General features: G+C 58.7%; 24 protein-coding genes and 3 pseudogenes. 13 read left to right on the plus strand and 14 right to left on the minus strand.

The window, feature by feature from the left end; translation table 11 throughout:
• The first annotated feature begins 50 nt into the window (after window positions 1–50).
• The 5 genes and pseudogenes from AC3WOG_RS27405 to AC3WOG_RS27425 form a co-directional block, all read left to right on the plus strand.
• Window positions 51–1,268, plus strand: coding sequence for an acyl-CoA dehydrogenase family protein (locus AC3WOG_RS27405; protein ID WP_492580992.1), 1,218 nt, complete (start codon window positions 51–53; stop codon window positions 1,266–1,268).
• A gap of 36 nt (window positions 1,269–1,304) precedes the next feature.
• Window positions 1,305–1,841: a 4-hydroxyphenylacetate 3-monooxygenase, reductase component gene (gene hpaC / locus AC3WOG_RS27410; RefSeq protein ID WP_492582465.1), complete on the plus strand. Its 537-nt coding sequence runs from the start codon at window positions 1,305–1,307 to the stop codon at window positions 1,839–1,841.
• A 2-nt stretch (window positions 1,842–1,843) separates the two neighbouring features.
• Entirely contained in the window at window positions 1,844–2,563 is a 720-nt protein-coding gene (locus tag AC3WOG_RS27415; protein WP_492580993.1) for an EthD family reductase, read from the plus strand.
• A 151-nt stretch (window positions 2,564–2,714) separates the two neighbouring features.
• Complete coding sequence (locus AC3WOG_RS27420; protein ID WP_492580994.1) at window positions 2,715–3,635, plus strand: LysR family transcriptional regulator; 921 nt, start codon at window positions 2,715–2,717, stop codon at window positions 3,633–3,635.
• Window positions 3,636–3,770: 135 nt separating this feature from the next.
• Window positions 3,771–3,923: pseudogene (locus tag AC3WOG_RS27425) on the plus strand (MFS transporter); the annotation flags it as partial.
• 105 nt (window positions 3,924–4,028) lie between these two features.
• On the opposite strand, the gene AC3WOG_RS27430 reads toward AC3WOG_RS27425, so the two are convergent.
• A complete protein-coding gene (locus AC3WOG_RS27430) occupies window positions 4,029–5,765 on the minus strand; it encodes a carboxylesterase/lipase family protein (RefSeq protein ID WP_492580995.1) in 1,737 nt (578 codons plus the stop codon).
• A 703-nt stretch (window positions 5,766–6,468) separates the two neighbouring features.
• Window positions 6,469–6,669: a hypothetical protein gene (locus AC3WOG_RS27435; RefSeq protein ID WP_492580996.1), complete on the minus strand. Its 201-nt coding sequence runs from the start codon at window positions 6,667–6,669 to the stop codon at window positions 6,469–6,471.
• Between the two features lie 645 nt (window positions 6,670–7,314).
• On the opposite strand from AC3WOG_RS27435, the gene AC3WOG_RS27440 reads away from it, so the two are divergent.
• Window positions 7,315–8,015, plus strand: a protein-coding gene (locus AC3WOG_RS27440; RefSeq protein WP_492580989.1) for an IS6 family transposase whose coding sequence is annotated in 2 segments (ribosomal slippage) — window positions 7,315–7,591 and window positions 7,591–8,015 — 702 coding nt in all. Because the reading frame shifts where the segments join, the coding sequence is not laid out codon by codon here.
• A 260-nt stretch (window positions 8,016–8,275) separates the two neighbouring features.
• Here the strand turns inward: AC3WOG_RS27440 and AC3WOG_RS27445 are convergent.
• The 10 genes from AC3WOG_RS27445 to AC3WOG_RS27490 form a co-directional block, all read right to left on the minus strand.
• Window positions 8,276–8,692 (minus strand): hypothetical protein, encoded by a 417-nt coding sequence (locus AC3WOG_RS27445; RefSeq protein ID WP_492580997.1) that lies wholly within the window; start codon window positions 8,690–8,692, stop codon window positions 8,276–8,278.
• Window positions 8,693–8,857: 165 nt separating this feature from the next.
• The gene (locus AC3WOG_RS27450) at window positions 8,858–9,556 is read right to left on the minus strand and encodes an SDR family NAD(P)-dependent oxidoreductase (RefSeq protein WP_492580998.1); all 699 of its coding nucleotides are present in this window, start codon (window positions 9,554–9,556) and stop codon (window positions 8,858–8,860) included.
• Between the two features lie 748 nt (window positions 9,557–10,304).
• Window positions 10,305–10,778: a hypothetical protein gene (locus tag AC3WOG_RS27455; protein WP_492580999.1), complete on the minus strand. Its 474-nt coding sequence runs from the start codon at window positions 10,776–10,778 to the stop codon at window positions 10,305–10,307.
• Window positions 10,779–10,960: 182 nt separating this feature from the next.
• Window positions 10,961–11,194, minus strand: coding sequence for a hypothetical protein (locus tag AC3WOG_RS27460; RefSeq protein WP_492581000.1), 234 nt, complete (start codon window positions 11,192–11,194; stop codon window positions 10,961–10,963).
• 413 nt (window positions 11,195–11,607) lie between these two features.
• Window positions 11,608–11,892, minus strand: coding sequence for a hypothetical protein (locus AC3WOG_RS27465; RefSeq protein WP_492581001.1), 285 nt, complete (start codon window positions 11,890–11,892; stop codon window positions 11,608–11,610).
• Window positions 11,893–12,432: 540 nt separating this feature from the next.
• Window positions 12,433–13,161, minus strand: coding sequence for a cytochrome c biogenesis CcdA family protein (locus AC3WOG_RS27470; RefSeq protein ID WP_492581002.1), 729 nt, complete (start codon window positions 13,159–13,161; stop codon window positions 12,433–12,435).
• Complete coding sequence (locus tag AC3WOG_RS27475; RefSeq protein WP_492581003.1) at window positions 13,161–13,547, minus strand: thioredoxin family protein; 387 nt, start codon at window positions 13,545–13,547, stop codon at window positions 13,161–13,163. The genes AC3WOG_RS27470 and AC3WOG_RS27475 overlap by 1 nt, the downstream gene beginning before the upstream one ends.
• 581 nt (window positions 13,548–14,128) lie before the next feature.
• Window positions 14,129–14,443, minus strand: coding sequence for a hypothetical protein (locus tag AC3WOG_RS27480; protein ID WP_492581004.1), 315 nt, complete (start codon window positions 14,441–14,443; stop codon window positions 14,129–14,131).
• Between the two features lie 325 nt (window positions 14,444–14,768).
• Window positions 14,769–15,368 (minus strand): short chain dehydrogenase, encoded by a 600-nt coding sequence (locus tag AC3WOG_RS27485; protein WP_492581005.1) that lies wholly within the window; start codon window positions 15,366–15,368, stop codon window positions 14,769–14,771.
• A gap of 78 nt (window positions 15,369–15,446) precedes the next feature.
• On the minus strand, window positions 15,447–15,788 hold the full coding sequence (locus AC3WOG_RS27490; RefSeq protein ID WP_492582466.1) for a DUF6946 family protein: 342 nt from the start codon (window positions 15,786–15,788) through the stop codon (window positions 15,447–15,449).
• 231 nt (window positions 15,789–16,019) lie between these two features.
• Here AC3WOG_RS27490 and AC3WOG_RS27495 point away from each other — a divergent pair, with 231 nt between their 5' ends.
• The 7 genes and pseudogenes from AC3WOG_RS27495 to AC3WOG_RS27525 form a co-directional block, all read left to right on the plus strand.
• Window positions 16,020–16,262 carry a hypothetical protein gene (locus AC3WOG_RS27495; protein ID WP_492581006.1) on the plus strand — a complete coding sequence of 81 codons (243 nt, stop codon included), beginning with the start codon at window positions 16,020–16,022 and terminating at the stop codon, window positions 16,260–16,262.
• Window positions 16,263–16,577: 315 nt separating this feature from the next.
• Complete coding sequence (locus AC3WOG_RS27500) at window positions 16,578–17,285, plus strand: class I SAM-dependent methyltransferase (protein ID WP_492582467.1); 708 nt, start codon at window positions 16,578–16,580, stop codon at window positions 17,283–17,285.
• A 437-nt stretch (window positions 17,286–17,722) separates the two neighbouring features.
• Window positions 17,723–17,881: a hypothetical protein gene (locus tag AC3WOG_RS27505; protein WP_492581007.1), complete on the plus strand. Its 159-nt coding sequence runs from the start codon at window positions 17,723–17,725 to the stop codon at window positions 17,879–17,881.
• 688 nt (window positions 17,882–18,569) lie between these two features.
• A pseudogene (locus AC3WOG_RS27510) lies at window positions 18,570–19,264 on the plus strand (VIT1/CCC1 transporter family protein).
• A gap of 79 nt (window positions 19,265–19,343) precedes the next feature.
• Window positions 19,344–19,559 (plus strand): SDR family NAD(P)-dependent oxidoreductase, encoded by a 216-nt coding sequence (locus AC3WOG_RS27515; RefSeq protein ID WP_492582468.1) that lies wholly within the window; start codon window positions 19,344–19,346, stop codon window positions 19,557–19,559.
• Between the two features lie 326 nt (window positions 19,560–19,885).
• Complete coding sequence (locus tag AC3WOG_RS27520; protein WP_172170488.1) at window positions 19,886–20,203, plus strand: P-II family nitrogen regulator; 318 nt, start codon at window positions 19,886–19,888, stop codon at window positions 20,201–20,203.
• A gap of 249 nt (window positions 20,204–20,452) precedes the next feature.
• Window positions 20,453–20,566: pseudogene (locus AC3WOG_RS27525) on the plus strand (four-helix bundle copper-binding protein); the annotation flags it as partial.
• A gap of 228 nt (window positions 20,567–20,794) precedes the next feature.
• Here AC3WOG_RS27525 and AC3WOG_RS27530 read toward each other — a convergent pair.
• The gene (locus AC3WOG_RS27530) at window positions 20,795–20,998 is read right to left on the minus strand and encodes a cold-shock protein (RefSeq protein ID WP_492582469.1); all 204 of its coding nucleotides are present in this window, start codon (window positions 20,996–20,998) and stop codon (window positions 20,795–20,797) included.
• Between the two features lie 388 nt (window positions 20,999–21,386).
• Window positions 21,387–21,686: an RNA chaperone Hfq gene (gene hfq, locus AC3WOG_RS27535; protein ID WP_492581008.1), complete on the minus strand. Its 300-nt coding sequence runs from the start codon at window positions 21,684–21,686 to the stop codon at window positions 21,387–21,389.
• Window positions 21,687–21,719 lie beyond the last annotated feature (33 nt).

A 21,719-nucleotide genomic window follows, 5' to 3' on the forward strand; every position in this document is an offset into this window, starting at 1 on the left:
TCGCAACAGCAAGAGACGCATCGTTTCATCAATACATCAAGGTATCGAGAATGCAAAGCCTCCAAAGCGCAAGCGCTTCAACCTATGCCTACGAAGCCAGGACTGTCGACCCACGTGCCGAATATCGCGAGTGCTCGGGTCCAATCACCCTGGATGTCCTGATCGGGGAAATAGAACGCCGCAGGGACGAATTCGACCGGTTGTCGCACGTTCCGCGTGACATGATCGCCAGGATGAAACGCGCAGGCATCTTCCGAGCAAGCACACCGCGTCGGTTCGGCGGAGACGCGTTGCCGCCGCCGCACTTCCTCGAAACACTCGAACGCCTTGCTATCGCCGATGGATCGACAGCCTGGGTTGCCGCTTTCGGATCCGCGAACACGTATCTTGCGTCGCTGCCGGTAGAAACTCAGGCGCAGATCTATGCATCCGGACCCGATCAGGTCTTCGCGGGCGGCCTCTATCCGCTGCAGAAGGCCGCCAAAGCTCCGGGCGGTTTCACGGTCAGCGGGCAATGGCGCTTCGCTAGCGGCTGCAAAGGCGCAGACTGGATCGGCGTAGGTATCGGCGGAATGCCGGCCAACTCGAGCGAAGCCAGCGCAGGCAAGCCGTTCACGGCCGTATTCCCGGCAAGCGAGGTCGAGATCGTCGAGAACTGGGACGTCGTCGGCATGCAAGGCACAGGCAGCCACGATCTGCGGTTGCAGAACAAGTTCGTCGACGCGCAGTGGACATTCATGCGCGGCGGCGAAGCACTGATCGACGAGCCGTTGTACCGCTATCCCGCCGTCGCGTACCAGGCGCAGGTGCACGCCGCGGTCAATGTCGGACTGGCGCGTGCCGCGCTCGACCTGCTAGCGGAAATGTCCGGCGTGACCCAAACGACGACGGGCGCCCCGCGTCTCGCGGACCGTGCGTATTACCGCTCGGGCCTTGCAAAAGCAGAAGCGAACTGGCGCAGCGTGAGAGCTTTCTTCTTCGAATCCGCAGAGGCTGCGTGGAAGACGATCATGGCCGGCGATCCCATCACGCTTGCCCAGGCCAACATTCTGCGACTCAGTGCGACGCATGCGGCTCAGGTTTGCGCAGAGGTCGTGATGCAGGCTTATCAAATGGCTGGCATCGCAGCGATCTACCGCGAAAGCCGCCTGCAGCGGCTGGTCCGCGACTCGATCGTCGTGACACAACATGCGTTTCTCGGCGAGGGCACGTACGATGCATCGGGCGCGCTCTTCGTCGGCATCCCGCCTGTTACGCCGTACCCCTGATGCTTGCCCCGCCATATGAGAGAGGAGCCAGGCATGATGACGAGTGACGAAACCAGACGGCATTTCCGTGATGCGATGGCGTGCCTGCCGGCAGCCGTCAATATCATCACGACGGACGGTCCGCAGGGACGCTGCGGCATTACCGCCAGCGCTGTCTGTTCAGTGACGGATTCTCCGCCGACGATGCTGGTGTGCATCAACCAGACCAGTTACGTACACGACGTGCTGCGTCAAAACCGCAATGTCTGCATCAACGTCCTGGCGGCGGAGTGCCAGGATCTCGCGCGGGCTTTCGCCGGCATGACAGGGGGCTCGATGGACGAGCGCTTCGATCATTGTGCATGGGAAAGCGGCTGCTCGTCGGTGCCCGTACTGTCAGAGGCTATCGCGAGCCTCGAAGGGGCGATTGTCGACATCAAGACCGTCGGCTCGCACTCGGTCATGTTCGTGCGCGTCGATCATATTTCGACGCGAGCGGATGGCGACGGGCTGATCTATTTCGGTCGACAGTTTCACCGCCTTGCGCGACCGGGATCAGCGACGCATTCGGCCGGCGCAAGTACTGCGAGGTGAACATGGACGTGTGTCTCTTTCTTATCGGCCTGTGTGACGACGCACGTGGCGCACAGGCCGATATTGACGTTGCGTCGATACGGGTCGCGTCGCAGGCAATAGACGGGCTGCGGCGGCTCGTGATCCATCGCCCTGTGGATTCGGCGAGCGGCAATCCCATGCTGAGAGCGCCAGTGAACAATCCACACTGCGTTCTCCAATGGTACTTCGACGATCTGGATCTGCTCGAGTCGGCGCTTCAAGGCAATGGTGCTATTCAAGCTGTTCTCGAAGAGTCGATCGATACCGCTTTAGATCGCCGCATGTTCGCGCAGCAAGTCATGGCAGTGCGGAAATTCGCAACGCCGAATGCCGACGCAGCGCGCGGCGAATCGTCCGAGCGATGTACCTATCTGGTCAGCTACGAAGGCGAAGCGGAGGATCTCAACGCTTGGCTCGCGCACTACTTGACTCACCATGCACCGCTCATGGCGCAACTGCCCGGCATCCGCGAGCTGGAGATCTATACCCGTGTGGACTACCGGACGGGCCTCGCCAGTCCACGTGCGACCGCGATGCAGCGGAACAAGGTTGTGTTCGACGATCCGTTAGCGCTGTCGGCTGCTTTGGCCTCACCGGTGCGCGCCCGGATGAAGCGCGATTTCGATGCATTTCCGCCGTACAGCGGCAGCGCCCCGCATTACCCAATGCGCAGCATTTACGGTAATCTGACAAGGAGGTAAGCGAGCGACGTAGACGATTGAGCCGCCGCACACCTGCCGGCTGCCGGTGTGTGAACCGGGTGTCGGGGCGGCGAATTTCGGCGTCGCGACCAACAAGCCACGGTCTGACGCGAAACAATTGTCAGACGTACCATTGCCGAGATCGAGGGTCATGACAAAGTCGAACCCGGGCGTTACCGATCTGAATCTGCTGCGTGTGTTTATGGCCATATGGGATCTGCGCAGCCTGACCGCTGCGGGAGATCGACTGGGCCTGACGCAATCGGCCGTCAGCCACGCGCTGCGCAGACTGCGCACGCTGTTCGAAGACCCGCTGTTCGTGCGGACACCGGCGGGCATGGTCCCGACCGACGCGGCTCTCCGTTTATATCCCCCACTCACGCAGGCCTTCGGGATCATCAACGTCGCGGTGCAACAGCTGGCGAAATTCGACCCCGGAACGGCCGAGCGCGTCTTCCGTGTGTCGATGTCCGACATGTCGGAGTTCTATTTCCTTCCCCCGTTGCTTGCAATGCTCGACCGGACTGCGCGCGGCATACGGATCGAAGTCACCAACTTCCCGGTCGAATCGGTGAGTGCCGCGATGCGAAGCGGAAAGATCGATCTTGCGCTGGGTTATGTGCCGGGTCTCGATCCGGGCTGCGTCAGCAAGACGCTATTCGTCGACGAGCACGTCTGTGTGGTGCGGGCGGGTCACCCTTTGCGAAAGCTGAAGCCCACCAAAGAAGATCTCGCCGGTTTGCGTTACGTGTACGCAAGCACGAATGCGACAGGCCACCGGATGGTTGAGCAATGGCTGGAGGAACTGAATCTCAAGCGGGATATCGTGCTGCGGCTGCCGCATTTCGTGGTCGCGCCCGAAATCGTCACGAACACGGACCTCGCAGTGATCTTCCCGAAGAGCATTGCGCAACGCTTCAACCGGAACAAGGCTTTCCGCATTCTGCCATTGCCGTTTTCGCTGCCCCCAATCGAGATCCAGGTGCATTCGCACGCGCAATTCTCGGCGGATCCGGGAATCGCCTGGCTGCGGGACGCGATCTACGAGATGTTTTACCAACCCGGGGTCTAGAACTCATTTGCCGCACTGATATCCGTATCCTTTTTCGGCGGATTTGATGCAGCGAAATGACGCGTCGACACATGGCTGCCATGTGGAGCCCTCCGGTCGAGGTCGCGACGTCTAACACCTTCCGCGAGAGCGAACATGGCATCCGTTCAATCATCGACAGCTGCAATCGAGACAACAGCGCTCAAGGACAAAGCACTGAACAGGATCGTCGTCGCCTCCGTCGCGGGCAACGCGATGGAGTGGTACGAGTTCTTTGTCTATGGGACGGCTGCGACCCTCGTATTCGGTCAGGGCGATTTCATCAGCCAAAGCGTCATCCAATGCCGATTCACCCCGCTCGAAATAGTCCTGACACTTTTCCTTTAGGCAGGTATTGATCTTGATCTCGCGTGCCTACTGGTATTGCCGGTTAACCGTTTGGTTTGCGTCGTTAAGCGGTTGGACAAGATCGATTTGTGCTTTCACCGGATTTGGTTGATCCACCTGCACTGTGCCGGCCGAGGTAAATTCGATTTGATTGTCGAGCGCGATGTTGTACGCTGGCCAGTTGATCGGGCCCGCGTCAGACGGATTCCCCGTTTTGGCAAACGCCGCCCAATACGCAATCATGCGCTGCGCCACCTGTTCGTCCTGACTCGTGACCGCAGTGCCATATTTCGACGCGAGTGTGTCGAAAACATATGGAATCTCCGCGCCATGCGTCGCGCCGCTGACTTGGTTTTGCACCGATTGCGCGACGTACGAAAAGCGATACAAGTAGGTGGGGACACCTCGGGAGGTGAAGATTCGTGCAACAAAACGCGCGGGCTCGTCCATTGTAATTACGCGGGAGATCTGGCTTTCGACGGCGGCGACGGAGGCCGTGCCCGTGGGATCAAATGCCGCGCTTGCTGCAGCTAGATTTTGAGCGCCAAAGATCGCGTACGCCTGGTCTTTCGTCGTAATACCTGGAGTGGAAAAGCCGAGATCGGCATTGTTTACCCCGAGCATGAGGGGCACTTTGGCGAATTGCCCACTGTTGTACAGATTTTCGGGTTCATCGAGCACTAATTTGCCGTCGACGATCGCGCCGCCCGAAAAGGTGGCGACGTTATGCGGAGTATTCAACGTCGTAACGTCGAGTCCGTCGACGACTTGATCTGCGGACAGCGCACGCAGCGCTTGGAGCGCGTTCGTGTCGGTGCCAGTGATACCGAATTCCTGAGCGAATACGCTACCCTGCTCTTCGGCGGAGGCGCCGACGGTTTTTGCGTTACGTGTTAGGGAACGCCCGTAATATTGATTTACGCGTCCATTGCCAGACTCATTAATTGCCTTCTGGAATAATCCCGCGGCCAGTGGTGATGTCAAAAGATTATGGATCGACTCTCCGCCGGCCGATTCGCCGAAAAGAGTGACGTTTCCGGGGTCGCCGCCAAAATTGGCGATGTTACGCTGCACCCACTTCAACGCGGCGATTTGATCCATGTAGCCGTAATTGCCCAACACCTGGCCGGACTGCGCTGCGGCCGCAGTGAGCGCGGGATGGCCAAAGAAGCCAAAGCGGCCGAGACGATAATTGAAAGTGACGAGGATGACGCCTTGCTCCGCAAATTGCGTGCCGTCGTATTTGGGTGTGGACGTGCCGCCCACGACGTATCCACCACCGTAGATCCAGACCATCACCGGTAATTTCGCATTCTGCGCGGCTGCCGCAGTGGTGTTTGCGGGACGCCAGATGTTGAGATACAGGCAATCTTCGGACGGCGTCGTAGCCAGCGGCGTAACCGCCGGGTCGTTAGCCTGCATGCAGTCGTGAACAAATGACGTGGTCTGGCGCACGCCGCTCCATGCCGCCACGGGTTGAGGCGGTTGCCAGCGTAGGCTGCCGACTGGCGGAGCCGCAAAGGGGATGCCCTTGTAAGCAATGACGCCGTTGGTCATCGCGCCCTGCACCGCGCCGACGTCAGTCATGGCGATTGTCGGACCTGGCGTGATCGAGGAACTGCCACCACCGCAACCCGCCAGCGTCACGGCAACACTGGACGAGACGAGCAATGTCGGTAAACGCTTCAATCTGGTTTGCGTCAATACCGCGTAAAATCTGAATTTCTCCAACACGTGATGTCTTGGCGTATTCATGAATACCATTATCCTTTCCAGGTGCGTGAAAGATCATTTGCCCACGATGGTGCCCATGTCGTGAGGCGGGGTGCGCGGCGCCGGATGGAATCCAGTATCTGTGGGGTGATTTTCAGAGTCAAATTCGCGACAATAATGGCTAACATGAATTCCATTCATACACATTGATCAACAGCCAATATATAAATGTGAGTTTAAAACTGACTCTCTTTAGTTTTGAAGTCGAGTAAATGTGACCCACATGGACACCTAATCGACTCTTCAACTTGATCAAACTGGGCTTTCGTTTGTCCCTGAGCCGGCAGAATGGCAGGGTCGGGGTCGGTAGCGGTTATTCGGCATTGCACGAAAGCAGTCATTGCGGAATGACTACAACGGGGAAGGCGTGAGCGGCCGCAGTGGCCGAGCACATGCCGACCGACATGACCGCGCGAATGAACGTTTCACCATGGAAGGTACCGTAGAGGTCACGCCGGGTCGAACGGCAGATGTGGGTCCTGTGCTGCCCGTCGCGGCAGGGCTACAGTATTGATCTGCGTCATTTGCAGCTAATGTGGGCACGCGGCGGTCGAATGCGGGTCGGTGCCGCTGATTGCAGGCTCAGTTGCAGATAATCCGGGCACGCGTGCAACAGATGGAGTTAATCCTGGCCGAAAACAGCATGGATCGCAGGTTCGGCCGGTTTCAACTGCAGGTCGCTGCAATTAGGCCGTCAGGATGGGCTGGCTGGGCCGTCGACCAAGCCTCGACCTGTGCGCTGCGAGGGTGGCGACGCGCCGAGTTCCATTATCTCTTCCGCGGTAGCCTGCATCAGCCGTTCCTTGCCACATTTACCCAGCACTTCGAGCCACCAGTGATCCTCGCCGTTCTTGTCGCGAAGGTAGAAACAGCGGCCCATTGTGTTTTCACCCACTTCGGTGATCCGCAAGGCGCCCAGATAGAGCAGAGTGAACAGCCTGCGCACGCGCGAGTAATGTTAGCGCTCGCGGTCCATGTTGTTGGGCATCCCTTGAATATAGGTCTTGTTGTCGCTCGGGCGACTGTCGAGGCCAGATTTGCCTATTCAAAGTTCTCTCATCCCTCCCATCGCGTCCAACAAGGCTGCGGCGAAGGAACTGGCAAAGGACAACGTGCTCATCAACTCCCCGGTCCCGACACGCGCCGGTGCGTCTTGTACACCACGCCATGCAGCCTGTTTGGCTTCGGCGCGTGCGATACGGTCCAGAATCCGCAGACAGCGTCTGCTTAATCCCTCGCACCAGGCTTCCGCCGGCAGACGTTCGCGACCGGAGGATCGACCGGATTCGAGAGCCCTCACGATCCCGACAGTGATATCGAGTTCAACGTTCGGGTGGGTGACGTCGACCTTCGAGAGAATCTTCGAACTGCGCTTCCACCAGTGCGGCTCAGGAAGAGCGGATCAATCCTGGACCCTTGCCGGCGCGGCGCCGGGGCGCACTTTCAGCAGTCGCCCGGACCATGGGGCACTTGTGAGGGTTCTGTTGCAATAAGGCGATCCGCTATGATGTGCGGAACAACATGAACGGCTGAAAGCTTGATGACGACGTTGAATCCGGCGGTGGCCCGAGTGCTCAAGCGCCTGCATTACCCGCTCGACGTGATCCTGATGTGCGTACGCTGGTACGTTGCCTATCCGCTGAGCCTGCGTCACATTGAAGAGATGGTCGCTGAGCGTGGCATTTGTGTTGATCATTCGACCGTGCATCGCTGGGCGCTCAAGCTGTTGCCGGTGCTGGAGAAGGCGTTCCGCCGCCGCAAGCGGCCAGTCGGGAAGAGCTGGCGAATGGACGAGACGTACATTCGCATCAAGGGCAATGGAGGTATCTCTACCGGGCCGTCGACAAGGAGGGTAACACCATCGACTTCCTGCTAAGCGCCCATCGGGACAAGGCCGCGGCCCGGCGATACTTCGAGAAATCGATCGACCAGAATGGCGTGCCCGAGACTGTGACTATCGACAGGAGCGGCGCCAATCTCGCCGCGCTCGAAGCCATCAATGCTGATCGTGAAGTGCCCATCAAGATCCGCCAGTCCAAATATCTCAACAACCTCGTCGAGCAGGACCATCGGGCGATCAAGCGACGCACACGACCCATGCTGGGGTTCAAGACTTTTCGCTGCGCCCGGATTCTGCTGGGCGGCATCGAAGTCATGCATATGATCGCCAAAGGACAGATGACGTGTGCTCGCGGAACCCATCCGTCCGCCGCCGGTCAATTCTACGAACTGATAACATAAGCAGTACTTCACATATCGATCATCTTTTCTCCGCGAGCCTTACTGCGACAAAACCGATTTTTCTGCGTCGCGCCAGAAATATCCTAGAGCCGACCGCTGTCGCCCTTCAAACGCTTAATCAGCTACCGCTTCTCTTTGGCGGGTTCGATACCGCCAATTTGTCATGTTACGAGGAGAGCGCATGTAGCCGTTACAAAAGCGGTCGCGCAAACGCAACGGCTCGTATCGGACATGTGACCGATGCCTTGCGCAATTCGATATTACTCGTCCGGGTCGAGGAAAGTCGCGATGCCGGCGTAAGTCGCTGCATCCATTTCCGCGCAGCCCAATTTCTGCAATGCGTTGAAGCGACGGTCGTTCAGCCGCCGGTCGAAGTCTGCGTCGCGCAGAATGAGCCGGAAGGACCGCACATCCTCTTCGGTCGCAAACAGCTGGCCAACGTACTGGTCGCCGTCAAGGATGCCCGCTTCGGCTGCGGCAGCGAGGCTGTCCATCGCCCAAGCTAAGCCGGGGTTACCCGGTATTGTAAGCAAGGCCGACAGCCGGATTGGCGTCAGCGTCTTGTCGCGATGATGCCAGCCTCCGAACTCGATACATGCGCCGGCCACTTTTTGTCCCTCTTCGGTCTCGAACATCAGCTGGGACGGTTGCGGTAGGTACGCGTTGATGACTGCCATCTGCTTCCTCAATATTGATTGTTAGATTTTGACGAATTGAGCGACTCGCTGATGGCAATTACGGCATAACTGACACGGTTCTTGAGCTGCCGCGGAGATGGTGGATGAAGCCGATGGCGCCAATGTGGAGCCGACGCCTTCCTTATTCTTCCGTCGAAATGCTCGTCAAAACTTTTCGACCCAAGGTCGCAGTTCGACCTCCCATGTCCACGCGCTGCGGTGCTGACGATGGATATGGAGATACTCCTGTGCTATCGCATCAGGGTCCAACCATTTGTCGTCAGTGCTGGCGTCGTCCGGTTGCGCCCAACTACTGGCGATGCCACCGTCAATCACAAAATGCGCCACATGAATATTTTTTGGGGCGAGTTCGCGCGCCATACATTGGGCCATCCCTCGCAACGCGAATTTGCCCATCGCAAACGGCGTCGAACCAGGTAGCCCTTTCACACTCGCGGTAGCGCCGGTCAGCAGGATGCTGCCACTGCCGCGTGCCAGCATTCGAACGGCTGCGGCTTGGGCGACGAGAAAGCCGCCGAATGCGGTCACTTTAAAGGCATCCTCAAGTTTCTCTGCCTCGATCTCTTCGACCGCCGCGCGATAGCGGCCGCTCGCATTGTAGACAACGAGGTCGGGAGCGCCGAATGCGTCCTCTACGCTGTCAAAGAGTGCGGTGACATCATCCGGCCGACTTGCGTCGCAATTCAAGGCAAGAGCACCTGTCTCGTCGACGAGGCTCGTCAGCTTGCTGGTATCGCGGGCTGCGAGCACGACTTGCATACCCTCTCCCGCAAACAGCCTCGCGAGAGAGGCACTCAGCCCCTTTCCCGCACCCACAATCAGAGCAGTCTCAGTTCGACTCATGATTCCTCCGGATTCAGCAGACACCAGCGCAGCGGCGCACGCTGTGCGTTTGTCCGCGTTCGCGCTGTATACCTCGCTGATTGTAGACGGTCGCCGCAAACCGCGTTCGTGTTAGTGAACGACTGCTGTCCGTTCGCTTGGGCGAGGTTGCGGCGGCACGCTCGCCCGTGTTCACTGTGAGGCTAGGGAATCCCGCAACCACGCACCTAAAAACTACTCGGCAGGGTCGAAGAAGTTAGCGATTCCCGGGTAGGTGACTGCGTCCATTTCCGCACATCTGTTTGCTTATAAGTAGCGGAAGCGATAGTGCGCCCGCGCATCGAACGCCCCCGACAAACGATTATTGATGCGGCGGTGGAAGCGGCGGAAGTGGCGGAACCGCTGGAGGCGGCGGCCGATGGTGATGCCGCCGTGGTGGTGGCAACGGCCTGCATCTCCGAACGAGGTGCCCGTGCACCCAAACACGCCGGCATTCCATGCGCGTCCGCGCGCTGGCCTCCGTAGGGAGGGCGAAGACCGTAGTTGCGACCAATAATGCGGCCAGTACGCCTTTGTACATAAATCTCCGATTGGGCAGCTGAGAAGCGCGCCGGTAGCGAGACGTAGGTCCGAACAGAGGCTTTTTCGCTGAGCAACTATTTTGCTTACATACGAAGGCCACCGGTTGATACAAGCAGTTCCGGTGCATGCAATCCGGAGTTCTCGCTCGTTCAACTGGAAGGGAGGATGGCCCCTTCTCGTATGGCCGTTACATCGACGCTTCGGCAATAGCCTGTTTCTGTTCTGCTCGAATCAGTCCCTCGACTACCCTTGCTTCCGCCCTCGCAATCTCGTCAAGAGAGGCTATGGACAGTTGAGCATCCAGAATTGCGAGCGCTGCGCAAAGGAGGGAATACTCGCGGTCGCTGAGCATCCAGTTGCCGTCGTGATGTTCCGTGGCATTGATGTGGGCCATGGCTGCATGTGCGCTTTCCACGTCAGCCAGTTGGTCCGCACCGAGCCCAAGACGACACAGCTCCTCGGCAACGAGCAAATGCCGGCCCAACGTCGAAAACAGGCCTCGCGAGCCACGGCCGTGTCGGAAGGCATCCAGAGCGGTGTAGCACTGCAAAAGCATCGCTTGGGTGACCGGCTCGTGCGCGGCGCGGCTATAGGTCAACGCACGCAGCAATGGTGACATAGCCGGCCGGGTATGTTTTCGGGTTCGCGATTTACTCGACATGTTGATTCCTACATTCTTCCGATAGCTGTCTGCGTCGCCGCGGTGGCATCGGTTGTTCATCAAAAAAACAGCAGATGCGCCGGAAGCGAAACAGGCGACCTTGGACGTGCCGTGCAACCATGATGGCAAGAAACAGTTAAGACACGCTTAAACGGCGGGACGAGCGAATGTGTTCTTGAGCACTACTCCACGCGTGCCGTCTGACGCTGTGCGGCCTGTTCTTCGGCATGCTTCTTCGCCAGATGATGGCCGACGATACAGCCGCCAACAGCGCCCGCGACTGCATGGTGTCCAGCGTAGTGTCCGGCGACGCCGCCAACGACTGCACCCTTGATGCAGCCAGCCGCATTTGCCGTTCCGATGCCTGCGAGTGCTAGCGCTGCAATAGCTAGCGCGAATTTGCTAACAGCTTTCATCTTTGATACCTGTCTGTTGTGTGTTGGTGCGATGTTGGGGTTGCTATCGCGATTTCAATCGCAGTCGCGTTCGTGACCACATTGGCGTTGTGCTCAACGAGTCGTTCGTCAAAGCAATCCCTTTTTGATCCTGGCGAATATATCGCGCCCGCTGTCGCGGTCGTGGACCTCGGGAATGTGAATTGTGTAAGCAAATGTCGCGAAACCGGCGCACTTCGAAACGTCTAACCCGACACCGGCACACGGCGCGACCTTGTTCCGCTGATGAAAAAAGGCCGCGTTCTGCGGGGGAACAGGGCCCGACAGCGACGGTCCAGAGCCGGAAATCGAATACCAGGTGCGTGACATAAGTGTGATTCGCTACTCGCGCTTCATCAGGTTGAGTAACCCCTGACGCGAAGCGCGGGCGCCCCTCACTGCCCGGTTTTCGCCGGACTCATGGCGTCATCGGGTGGCATCGAGTGCACATCGGTTTCGTGCGGGGCCATTTTTTTCGTTGCTTTTCCCCGCATCGCATCCAGCGGACTCGTGACGGGGTCCCCGTGGTACGTCATTCCTGCCGTTGCCGCACCGTGGGCATTGCCCGCACCGATTCCGCCCTGTCCATTTCCTCCACCTTGTGCGAACGTCGTACTGCACACAACGACTGAAATAGCAGTGGTACAACCAAGCATGAGTTTTAGCGTTAGCTTGCGCATGGCATTTCTCCTTGCGAGCTCGGCAGGAATTGGGGTCCCTGCGAGCTTAGGTAAGCCGCTGAAGACAGCCTGGTTGCGCAGCGGCAGAGCGCAGCCAGCTGATTGGGCCGGCAGATGCCGGACTTGCGTGACATCCGGACTCACGCATGTGGTTTAGTCGTGGTTGGGTGCTGAAAATGACAGAGGCGGCAGCGGGTGTGCGCTCCTGGTCGTGCCGAAGTCGCATTCGTTTACATCGCCTGACTGCCTACAGTCACAGTCCCGCCGACGGCAAAGGCGTTGGATATTGCCGTCGACCACGCTGCAGCCGAAAAAATCATCTTGCGTTTCATAACGGGTCTCATGAAAACGCAGCGCACATTTGCCCTGCCCTAACCGCATATACGGAAGACACAGGCTATTGGATTCAAATTGGGACATGCTGGCGAAAATGAAGCGATATTGCGATGGCGCAACGGAAGCCCGGATGTTCTGCGGTATCGGAGCCCGTTGGGGAGGCCATTGCACGACCACCGGTGCCGATATCCGCGTTTGTCAGGTTCAAAGGGACGTTGTGAAGTCCGTCAGCCACGCGGGGCTTGCAGACAGCAGCGCTGTCTCCAGCGTCTTGTCCAGCCCCGTAAGGACGAGCAGGCCAAAGGCTATGAACACCGCGCCGAGAACGGTTCTTCCGACTGCTCCCGCAGAGCGGAGTCGACCTCTCAGTTTCAGTGTGGAAGCGCGGGAAAGGGAACCGAGAATCGCCAGCGGAAGGCCGGCTCCGAATCCAAATATACCCATCAACAGCGCGATATTACCGAGACTCCCGCCTCGCGAGGCGAGCGTGGTTGCCGCGCCCAAGGTTGGACCGACGCATGGACTCCAGACGGCTCCCAGAAGCAGTCCGACCGCGAACTGGCCAGACAGGGTGTCGCCCTTTATCCGGCTGAGCCAGTTCTGGCTGGGACCACCTATCCCAGCGGTCGCGCGGTTCAAGACGGCCTGCAGTCGCTGGGAAACCATCGCGAGCCCAAACAGAATCATCAGCACGGCGGCCACGCGACGGAACACCTCGTTATCCAGTCCCAGCGACACACCGACTGTCGCTACAAAAATGCCGATGACTGAGAAGGACACACCCAATCCGGCTGCAAGTGCAGCTACCCCCAGCCGATGTACCGCCAATGCAGACACAACGAGTATGGGAAGGAGGGCGAGCACGCACGGTGACAGCGTCGTCAGGGTTCCGGCGAGGAACCCGAGCGCGTACGTACCCGGAGTGAAATCCATTACAGTGCTTTGGCGAACGTGTTTCTTATGTCCTGTTCGCGCGTCTGCCCCGTAGAGCGCTCAACTTCGTGGCCACCCTTGAAAACAACGAATGTCGACTGCTGAGTCACTTTCATCGCCCGCTTCAGGGCAACTTCCTTGTCGTAGTCGGCCATGAAAATGGTCACGTCTTTCATTTCCGGGCTCGCTGCCAGACGGTCCACAATGGGTTGTTGGACCTTGCAGGTCGGGCACCAGGTCGCATGGAAGTAGACGATGTTTGGCTTCCCGTCGGCGTTCAGCCTGTCGAACCGGGCCTGGTTGAACGGCTGCTCGCCAGCGAAAGCAGCACTGACGACCATTAACAAGCTCGACGCGAGCAGATATCTGCGAATAACTTTCAGCATTGCGGTCTACCCAGAGATAAGCACAGCGTTATTGTTAGACGTCCCAGAGACGAAATGATTGCGCCTCTTGCGTTGCGGTTGCCGGTAAAGCTCGGGTTGCCTGCTGACCGCCATACGCGTCACACTGGTTAGCGCCGTCCCGGTTGTGTCGGTGGTGGTGTGTGCTACCGGCACGCCTCGCGCTAACGTGCTCACTGGGTCACACGCTATAGCCGTTGTGGGTCTCCGATTCCATCAACGAGTGACCTCTGCCGAAATGCCACGAGAATCAACCCGAAGCACGTTTCCCTCGGGGGTGAGCTGCCGCGGAATCTCAGACATATCGGGCTCGTTTGCCGGAGGGTCCTTTTGTATGTTGCGTTGCTTCGCCATGAGCTTAGGTGCAGACGTCGGCGCGCGCCGCGCGTGCACTTTCACCGCGTGAGCAACCACGTGTCGATGAACTGCGAGCTTGTGCGCAGCACTGACTCTGTGTGGGGCGGTCGCCCGTGCCTCTGGCGGACTCCAAACCTCGGTATACACGCCAGCCGCAAACGCGGCCGGCGCGAGTGTCGCCATCAGTATGGCCAATCCAATTCTCTTCACAAACGCTCCTTGCCTGCCTTTCGTTGCAGCCACTCTTTGCAACCAACACCCTGTCCGACGCACCCGCCATCGCAGCCGTCGCAATATTGCCTGTCCCGTATGTCATCGGTGACGCACCAGGCATTGTCGCTCGCTGGGCTTGCAGTGCCCACAGCGCGGCCATTTTCGCAGGCGTAGAAGACCGGTTCTCCAGCTTTCCCGAGCCTGACTGCATCGTCAATCGCCTCTTCGCCGAAGGCTGAGCGCAGCTTTTCCATGAACGCGGCGACTTCCGGCATTGGGTGGCCGACTTTGCGAGCACGCACATCCATGGTTCCATCCCGTTTAAAAGTGTCAGTTCACTGCCGCGAATTGCGCCTCCTCGTTGAAGATTCGGGTACGGGCGTGCAAAACGTACCAACTCATCGCCCTGCCGCCCGTGGCATGACCGGTCCATGCGTAACCAGGCCTGTTGGAAATTGGCCGCATCGTGTGGGAACGTATATTGCTGCGGAATGTAGTTACCTTCAGCATCCCACAGGTCGCTGTGGCTACTATTCTCTACGAAACGCACCGTTGCCAGAAGTCAAGACTGCAAGACTGAAGTCGAACGCGGTTGCTGCGACGGCAGCGTGTTGAACGACGGCGGCGCTGCTTTCACGATTTCTTGGCTGGAATGACCTGTCCCGTGATGTCCTCGACCAGGCTTCGCTTGTACGCTTGGGCCACCACCGCGGCGGGAGTACCTGCCGAATAGGCCTGCCCCATCGCGGCAAGTGTTTCTGAAACCCAGCCTGGGCTGACGACGTTAACGCGTGCCTTGCCGTGCAATTCGAGAGCTGCGGACCGGACGAACGCCTCGACCCCTGCATTCACGATGCCCACTGCGGCACTTCCTGTGACCGGATGCAAGGAGAGAATGCCGCTGGTTAGCGTGAGGGACCCGCCTTGTGTGATGTGATCGACCGAGCATCGGACGAGATTGACCTGTCCCATCAGCTTGTTCGTCAGACTGAACGCGAAGTCTTCGTCGGTCAGCGAATCAAGCGGTGCGAATTTTGCCGCACCTGCAGCGCAAATCACGGCATCAACGGTTCCGAGTTGCTGGTACATCGACACGATGGACGCCTTGTCTGCGACGTCGACTGGCAGGTCTGGGCCATTGCGGCTCGCGCCAATGACCTGATGTTCGGGCGAGAGCAGGCGAACGATTTCCTTGCCGAGCAGTCCGGTTGCGCCAACTATCAGCACGCGCATAGGTCCTCCTTATCCGGAAGGGTCACGCCAGCGCGGACCGACGCATCGCACGTGGCGCACAGACGAGCGAATATCGTACTACTGTCCGAGGCAACGCGAGCGCCGCACATCAGACGCGCTGCACGGCGGGCTAGAATTGCGCGTTGACTCACGTGGAGAAACAGACCCGCCATGTCCTGCCACTCGCCGCTTCACGGAGGTTTCATTAAGGGCCTCGTTCGTCGCTAGGACCTCGGCGACCTCTGACCGGAAGCCATCGGCATCTTGCCAGCAGGGGGCGAGGCTTCGGGCCGAGTAGCCGGTGCGCCAATGCCTTACAGGTTCTGCGAGGAATTGAGCCCAGTCTTCGACACGATTCGGCAGGATGTAGATTTGTCCCCTATCAGTCCCCCCGAACGAACGGATATCGGGAGGGCGTATTTAAGGGCAATCCGCGCGAGCCGAGGTGCTACAAATGCTCGACGTAGCGCTGACCGCCGCGTAGGTGCGTCACGTGTTCTCAAAAAGCACAATCGGCCCAGTACCGCGCCGACAAGTTCTCGTCGCCCGGCAAGGAACAGTGCGAGTTCGTGGAGGCCAGCAGTTGGCTTCGTGTTCTCAGGCGCTCGGAGTAGTATGGTCATGTACACCTAACCACCAGGAGGGGAGGCCATGACTACCTGTCAGCAATGTGGTGGCCAAGGAAAAATCAAGTGCGAAAAATGTGGCGGGACGGGAAAGGTGCAGATAACCGAAATCGAGACTGTTTCAGACATGTCTCGCACGTCCAACACCATCACGTGCCCAAAATGCGGCGGAGAGCGGTGGCAGCTCTGCACACGATGTTATGGTTCCGGAGAAGTCCATGATAACGAGACCTCCGCTATTTTCGACCCCGAAGGCAGAGATACTTGACTTCCTCAGGAGAACGCCAGGAAGACTCAATTGGCAGTTGCAAGTGCGATAGCACTGTTGATGTATGGGCCTGCCGCATACCCCTGCTTTCTAGTAATGGGTACGGCGGGCCTTTACATCAAGTAACGGACCGTCTACTGTCGGTCGAACAGGGGCAACCGCTTGGCAGGCGTTCGAGCGCATGTGTGCTGGCGACCTGCAGTTGTTGCCGGTCGAGCTGCCCGCGTTCCATCGTGCAGTTGTCCTGAGCCTGGACGCATCCCGGCATGGCCGCCCGCCACGTAGGCGAACGATGCACTGCGTGGCGCACTTGCTATCCGCAAGCGCATCAGCTTCCTTGACGTCGCTTCGGGCCCCGGCTACCTTGCAGCGGCAGCCGCAGCCGCAGCCGCTGCGCGAAGGGCCAATGTTCTGGGCATTGACTTCGCAGCAACCATGGTCAAACTGGCAACACGTCATAACCGTGGGCTCACATTCAAAGCGGGCAGCGCAGAAGGCCTCCCGTTCGCTGACAGAACCTTCGACGCGGTTGGCTGCAATTTCGGGATGCACCATTTCCCGCACCCCGAGAAAGCACTCGCAGAGGCGTCTCGCGTCCTGCGGCCAGGCGGCCGAATTGCCTTTACCGTTTTATCCAGATTGTGTCGACATCCTACGGATACCGTCCCGTTCAGCGAACGCAAGGTGAAGGTCAGGAGACGTTTGCACGAGCGGTGCAACTGGCAGCAACTCTTTTTGTGCTTTCCCCACGCGGTTATAGGGCGCGCAGAGCATGCGCGCCATCCGGAAGATGGTGGCGAACGCGAAACGACCGAAGCTGAGGACGCGGTCTGCCGTCACAGTGATTCTCTCGTTTTGGCTGGCGGGACCGTGGCTCGAGCGCAACTTCGAGCTTCGTGTGCCTGGGACGAGCTTTCGGACAGGGCGTCGTTCTTCCACATCCAGAGTGGCAGAACGGTAACGACAGCACGGTTTGCAATGTCTTGCACGACGACGAAACAGCGGTCGTCCCCTTTGCTGTAGAGGAGGTAAAAGCGCCGGTCGAGCGGGAATTCCTCTAGCGACACGCATCGACCTGCGTCCACCATTTCTCGAACAGAGTAGCCGACAGAGTTGACCGTTGGCCCATCCGTTCTTTTGCGTGAGGTGCGACCCACGACCGTCAAGGGCTAACCCGTCTCCTGGAAAAATGAATCGTCGCCTCCTATGTGTTGATGGCGCTCCAGGGCGAGTTAATTTGGCCTTTGGGTTCGTCGCAACGCGGTCACTATGGCGGGCTCTGACCACCCGGGCAGGGGACGCGCTACGCCACTCGGGAGCGACGACCCGAAACCGGCCTCGGTGTCGGCGGGTTTTTTGCCGAGCGTCCACAGGGTACGTTGCTTTCGCTCCTTGATTCCCGCCAGCACGCCACCTATTGTGGAAAGTGCCATAACGGCACAAGACATAAGGAGTACATCATGCCGTCGTCCAGAAAGGCCTCGCCTGCTCACGGGGCTGAAGCCGAGATGTCGAGCAAGAAGAAGGTAGCCTCGCCGGCGAAGGCCGCCGGCAAGGCGCAGGGCGAGAAAAGCCCCCAAATGACCAAGCAGCGCCCCAAGAACAAGTCGAAAGCCTGAAACGGAAACGCCCCAGAAACGGGGCGTTTCAATTTGCTGTCAAAGTCCATGAGCTCGACGTGCAACATAGACTGCACATGCTGCTGCCGGCAGCATAAGGAAGCGTTGCTGAACCAGCATCACGGTCAATGGATGGCACCCTCGGTGCTTGACCGTTACATCGGGCATCACATAGTTGCAGGGAGGCGAGGAAAGCATCTTCTCGTGGAAAGGAGGCGAACCCACGATGCTGGGTCTCGACTAACCGACGAGTGATGCGAATTTCTGAAAGAGAACGACTCCTTGTCGGCATAAGCGTCGACGGTCACGTCGCATTCACGCCCCCAAATCGGTAGCCCTCAAACTCGGTGATGGACAAAACCGCGACCAGGAAGGCGCTGCCAGAAGAACCTGGCGGCGAAGAAGGCTGTGGCGGTTTCGGACACGCGAAGAAATTCGCGGCTGGAAAAATATGACCGACCACCGACGCCATCAAGTGATTAGCGACAGGTCCCGCCGCGAGCCAAAGCTGCAGCGCGAATCGCCAGATTCGTTGGCGCGGGCAGCGCATCCCTCGGGCGGCGCCCCATAAGCCTGCGAGCTGGCTAATTGCTGGCTCTCCGATGTCGCTACCGTAGCGACACAATCAGGCTGCTCCTGCGTCCACCGCCATGAGATAGTGCATCAACGTTTCTAATGCGGAGGAATTATGCCAGGGCGACGTAAGGAACAGCATCGTCTTGAAACCATTGCTGGTTGCGTGCTGCGGTTCTCGGAGCCAATGATGGCATCGTATCGACTGCCAGCCTCGTTACCGGCGTAGCATCAGCACATTCCTCTCATGGAAGCATTGTGCTCACGGCCGTGGCCGGGCTGGTTGCGGGGGCCATGTCGATGGCGACTGGCGAATACGTATCTGTTTTCTCGCAGGCGGATACTGAAAAGGCAGCTTTGGTCCAAGAGCAGGCCGAACTCGAGGCTGACTTTCCGCGCGAGCATCGAGAATTGACTGCAGTCTATGTGCGTCGCGGTCTGGCTTTGCCGCTTGCCAAGCAGGTTGCCGAAAAGCTGATGGCCCACGACGCGCTTGGTGCTCACGCACGTGATGAGCTGGGCATTTCGAAAGTGACGTCCGCCCGACCTTTGCAAGCAGCACTGGCTTCTGCCTGCAGCTTTTCGGTGGGCGCAGCCTTGCCGGCTATCGTTGCCGCAGTTGCGCCCGAACCGGTGCTGGTTCCACTTATAGTCTTCTCTGCCTTGGTTTCGCTAGCCTTTCTGGGCGGGCTGGCCGCAAAGGCGGGCGGAGCGAAGGTCGGCCCTGGCGTTGTCCGCGTGGTCTTCTGGAGTGCTTTGGCAATGGGTGTGTCTGCAGGTGTCGGCGCCTTGTTTGGTGCGGTAGCCTGAGGCGCCGCGCTCGCATCGTGTCGGCTCGGGCGCCCAACCAACATCTCACGGGCCATCCAAGGCACGCGGGCAAAGAAATCTGGCGGATGGAGCGAACGCCGAGCGAGTTTTCCGCTGCGAACACGGCGACGCCGGCCCGTCTAGCTATTGCGCGACGAAATTTGCCGTAGAAGGCATCACCGAGTGCTTGGCCATCGAGGTCGCCCCGTTGGAGATTCATGTGACAGTAGTGAGGCCAGGATACTTCAGCACTGAGTATCTCAGCGGTATTCCGTCAAGTGCGCGAAAAAAGTAATCGACGCATATGCTGCGACGGCGCGGGCTACGCGTGAAGCAACGGTCGCTGCCAATGGAAAAGAGGCCAACGACCCGAAGAAGCTGGCGCAGGCACTTAGCACGCTCGCCAATGCCGATACGCCGCCGTTGCGCTTGCAATGCTTTGAAGACCGGATTGCAGTAACTTGCCCGGTTCCCCAAGGTATGGCAGAGATACACTATCAGATGATACAAGACGGAGTTCGAGATGCAGGGAAGATTAAGGCAGTAGTTGATGCAAGATGGGCGCCGAAGGGGTAGCAGCGCATGACGTCCTTCCATCAAGGAGTCAACGAGGAGCAAGACATGGAACTTAAATGTGTTGTGGCGGTTGTCCGGCCGGACGTTCTGCAAACTCTGGAAAAGAGGCTCGGCGCTATTGATATCCACGGCATAACCGTCAGCAAGGTAAAAGGGTTCGGCGCGCATCCAAACCTGTTTGCCGATGATTGGACGACCGAACACCTGAAAATCGAAATTTTCGCCCAGGCATCGGACGTTGAAACCCTCGTAAGAGCAATCATGGATATCGCGCGCGTCGGGCCGGCCGGAGACGGCATAGTCGCGATTATTCCCGTCGAAAGGTTTTTCCGCGTCCGCACGCAGTCTGAGGCAATACCTTGACCTGATGGCTCACGCCGATGGTCCTGAGTGCGGTTGCCCCGGCTCTGGCACGGGAGGCCGAAAAGGACAACGGTGCAGACTGGGTCCGTGCGTTGCTCGGTGAAATGAGCCGGTCTTGTCGCCGGCCATTCCATTGCATCGGAGCTTTAAATGGCACACGAACAGCATCAACCTTGCATCTCGGCCTTCGACGCATGAGCGACGGCTTGCGACCACTGCGTCGCTTCCTGTTTGTGAGAGGAACATGCAACCGAAATGGCCGAACGCATAAAACCCGATGTCGATTGCGCGGCGGTCTGCCGCCTTGCATCCGGAGGCATGGTATGCAGCCGCCGCCACGCGGCGGCTATCTGTGCCTTGTGCGCGCAGGTGTGCTGCGTGCGCCGCAGAATGCAAGGAGCACTAGGAGGAGCATTGCAAACGCTGTACGGGAGCGTGTCGCAAGTGTGCCCGCGAATGGCTAGCAAAACCGCAAAGCCTGGCGGCAGAAAAACTCTGTCAGTCGGCAATGCTCACATGGCTATGTGCCGTCGAGAAAGCACAATGCCCGGCGAACCGGGCATCGTATGCTGCAGTGACGCAGATTTTCTCTTAGACCGGCGTGATGTTTGCAGCCTGCTTGCCCTTCGCGCCTTGCTTTACTTCGAAGCTCACCTTCTGATTTTCCTGCAGGGATTTGAAGCCGTTTCCCTGGATTTCAGAAAAATGCGCGAACAGGTCTTCGCCGCCGCCGTCCGGCGTGATGAAGCCAAAGCCCTTTGCATCGTTGAACCACTTCACAGTACCTGTTGCCATTTTCCTGAATTTTCCGAAAAGTCTTGTGTTGTTGTCACGTTCAGCCGAACCGCTGAACGTGACACTTTCTTTGTACCACGGGAAAATGACAGCCGACAACCAGGGGCGCTACGCGTTGCTGCCGAAAATGTCGAGACCGCAGCGCGAGACCGAAAACAGGTCACCCCCGCGACTTTAACCGTCTGTGCGAGAGCCCAAGGTCAGTGACGACTACTTCCAGTCGGGTGGTCAGGTCTCTCGGCGCGGCGGAACGAGGCGTGCCCCTTTGACGCGCCCGGGTTACCGTTTCGAAGAGTACGGATTGAGAGCGCCTTTCAGAACTTCTCGGCGTGGACGTCGCGTGGCTATGCGCAAGTGAAGGCTAGGCCACAGCATGTCATGGCAGTTCTCATCGGACACGGCCTCGGATGTTGTTCGACTTGTCATCACTCACCGGCACCTCCGTCGGCTCACGTGCAGGGCTCTTGCCATTGACCGGCATCACGGTCGAAATGGCATGTTTGAAAACAAGTTGCACGCCTGGACCAGACTCCAGCAGAACTGCAAACTGGTCAAAGCCGGCCAGTTGACCACTCAGTCTGATGCCGTTCACGAGGAATACGTTTACGGTGGTCTTGTCCTTTACGAGCGTCTGCAGAAAGTCGTCTTGTACGCATGGCTGCGCATCTGGTCGGCAGGGAACTCTCATGTTGAAGTTTCTTTTTGGGTCCGCCTCATCTTC

This window comes from Paraburkholderia sp. FW306-02-B (genome assembly GCF_058782725.1).

Bases quoted from the DNA above. Each gene is read 5' to 3' on its own strand.
- AC3WOG_RS27420 (WP_492580994.1), top strand. From the start codon at position 2,715: ATGACAAAGTCGAACCCGGGCGTTACCGATCTGAATCTGCTGCGTGTG.
- hpaC (WP_492582465.1), top strand. From the start codon at position 1,305: ATGACGAGTGACGAAACCAGACGGCATTTCCGTGATGCGATGGCGTGC.
- AC3WOG_RS27405 (WP_492580992.1), top strand. From the start codon at position 51: ATGCAAAGCCTCCAAAGCGCAAGCGCTTCAACCTATGCCTACGAAGCC.
- AC3WOG_RS27465 (WP_492581001.1), bottom strand. From the start codon at position 11,892: ATGCGCAAGCTAACGCTAAAACTCATGCTTGGTTGTACCACTGCTATT.
- AC3WOG_RS27470 (WP_492581002.1), bottom strand. From the start codon at position 13,161: ATGGATTTCACTCCGGGTACGTACGCGCTCGGGTTCCTCGCCGGAACC.
- AC3WOG_RS27460 (WP_492581000.1), bottom strand. From the start codon at position 11,194: ATGAAAGCTGTTAGCAAATTCGCGCTAGCTATTGCAGCGCTAGCACTC.
- AC3WOG_RS27445 (WP_492580997.1), bottom strand. From the start codon at position 8,692: ATGGCAGTCATCAACGCGTACCTACCGCAACCGTCCCAGCTGATGTTC.
- AC3WOG_RS27415 (WP_492580993.1), top strand. From the start codon at position 1,844: ATGGACGTGTGTCTCTTTCTTATCGGCCTGTGTGACGACGCACGTGGC.
- hfq (WP_492581008.1), bottom strand. From the start codon at position 21,686: ATGAGAGTTCCCTGCCGACCAGATGCGCAGCCATGCGTACAAGACGAC.
- AC3WOG_RS27450 (WP_492580998.1), bottom strand. From the start codon at position 9,556: ATGAGTCGAACTGAGACTGCTCTGATTGTGGGTGCGGGAAAGGGGCTG.
- AC3WOG_RS27480 (WP_492581004.1), bottom strand. From the start codon at position 14,443: ATGGATGTGCGTGCTCGCAAAGTCGGCCACCCAATGCCGGAAGTCGCC.
- AC3WOG_RS27455 (WP_492580999.1), bottom strand. From the start codon at position 10,778: ATGTCGAGTAAATCGCGAACCCGAAAACATACCCGGCCGGCTATGTCA.
- AC3WOG_RS27485 (WP_492581005.1), bottom strand. From the start codon at position 15,368: ATGCGCGTGCTGATAGTTGGCGCAACCGGACTGCTCGGCAAGGAAATC.
- AC3WOG_RS27520 (WP_172170488.1), top strand. From the start codon at position 19,886: ATGGAACTTAAATGTGTTGTGGCGGTTGTCCGGCCGGACGTTCTGCAA.
- AC3WOG_RS27530 (WP_492582469.1), bottom strand. From the start codon at position 20,998: ATGGCAACAGGTACTGTGAAGTGGTTCAACGATGCAAAGGGCTTTGGC.
- AC3WOG_RS27505 (WP_492581007.1), top strand. From the start codon at position 17,723: ATGCCGTCGTCCAGAAAGGCCTCGCCTGCTCACGGGGCTGAAGCCGAG.
- AC3WOG_RS27475 (WP_492581003.1), bottom strand. From the start codon at position 13,547: ATGCTGAAAGTTATTCGCAGATATCTGCTCGCGTCGAGCTTGTTAATG.
- AC3WOG_RS27495 (WP_492581006.1), top strand. From the start codon at position 16,020: ATGACTACCTGTCAGCAATGTGGTGGCCAAGGAAAAATCAAGTGCGAA.
- AC3WOG_RS27430 (WP_492580995.1), bottom strand. From the start codon at position 5,765: ATGGTATTCATGAATACGCCAAGACATCACGTGTTGGAGAAATTCAGA.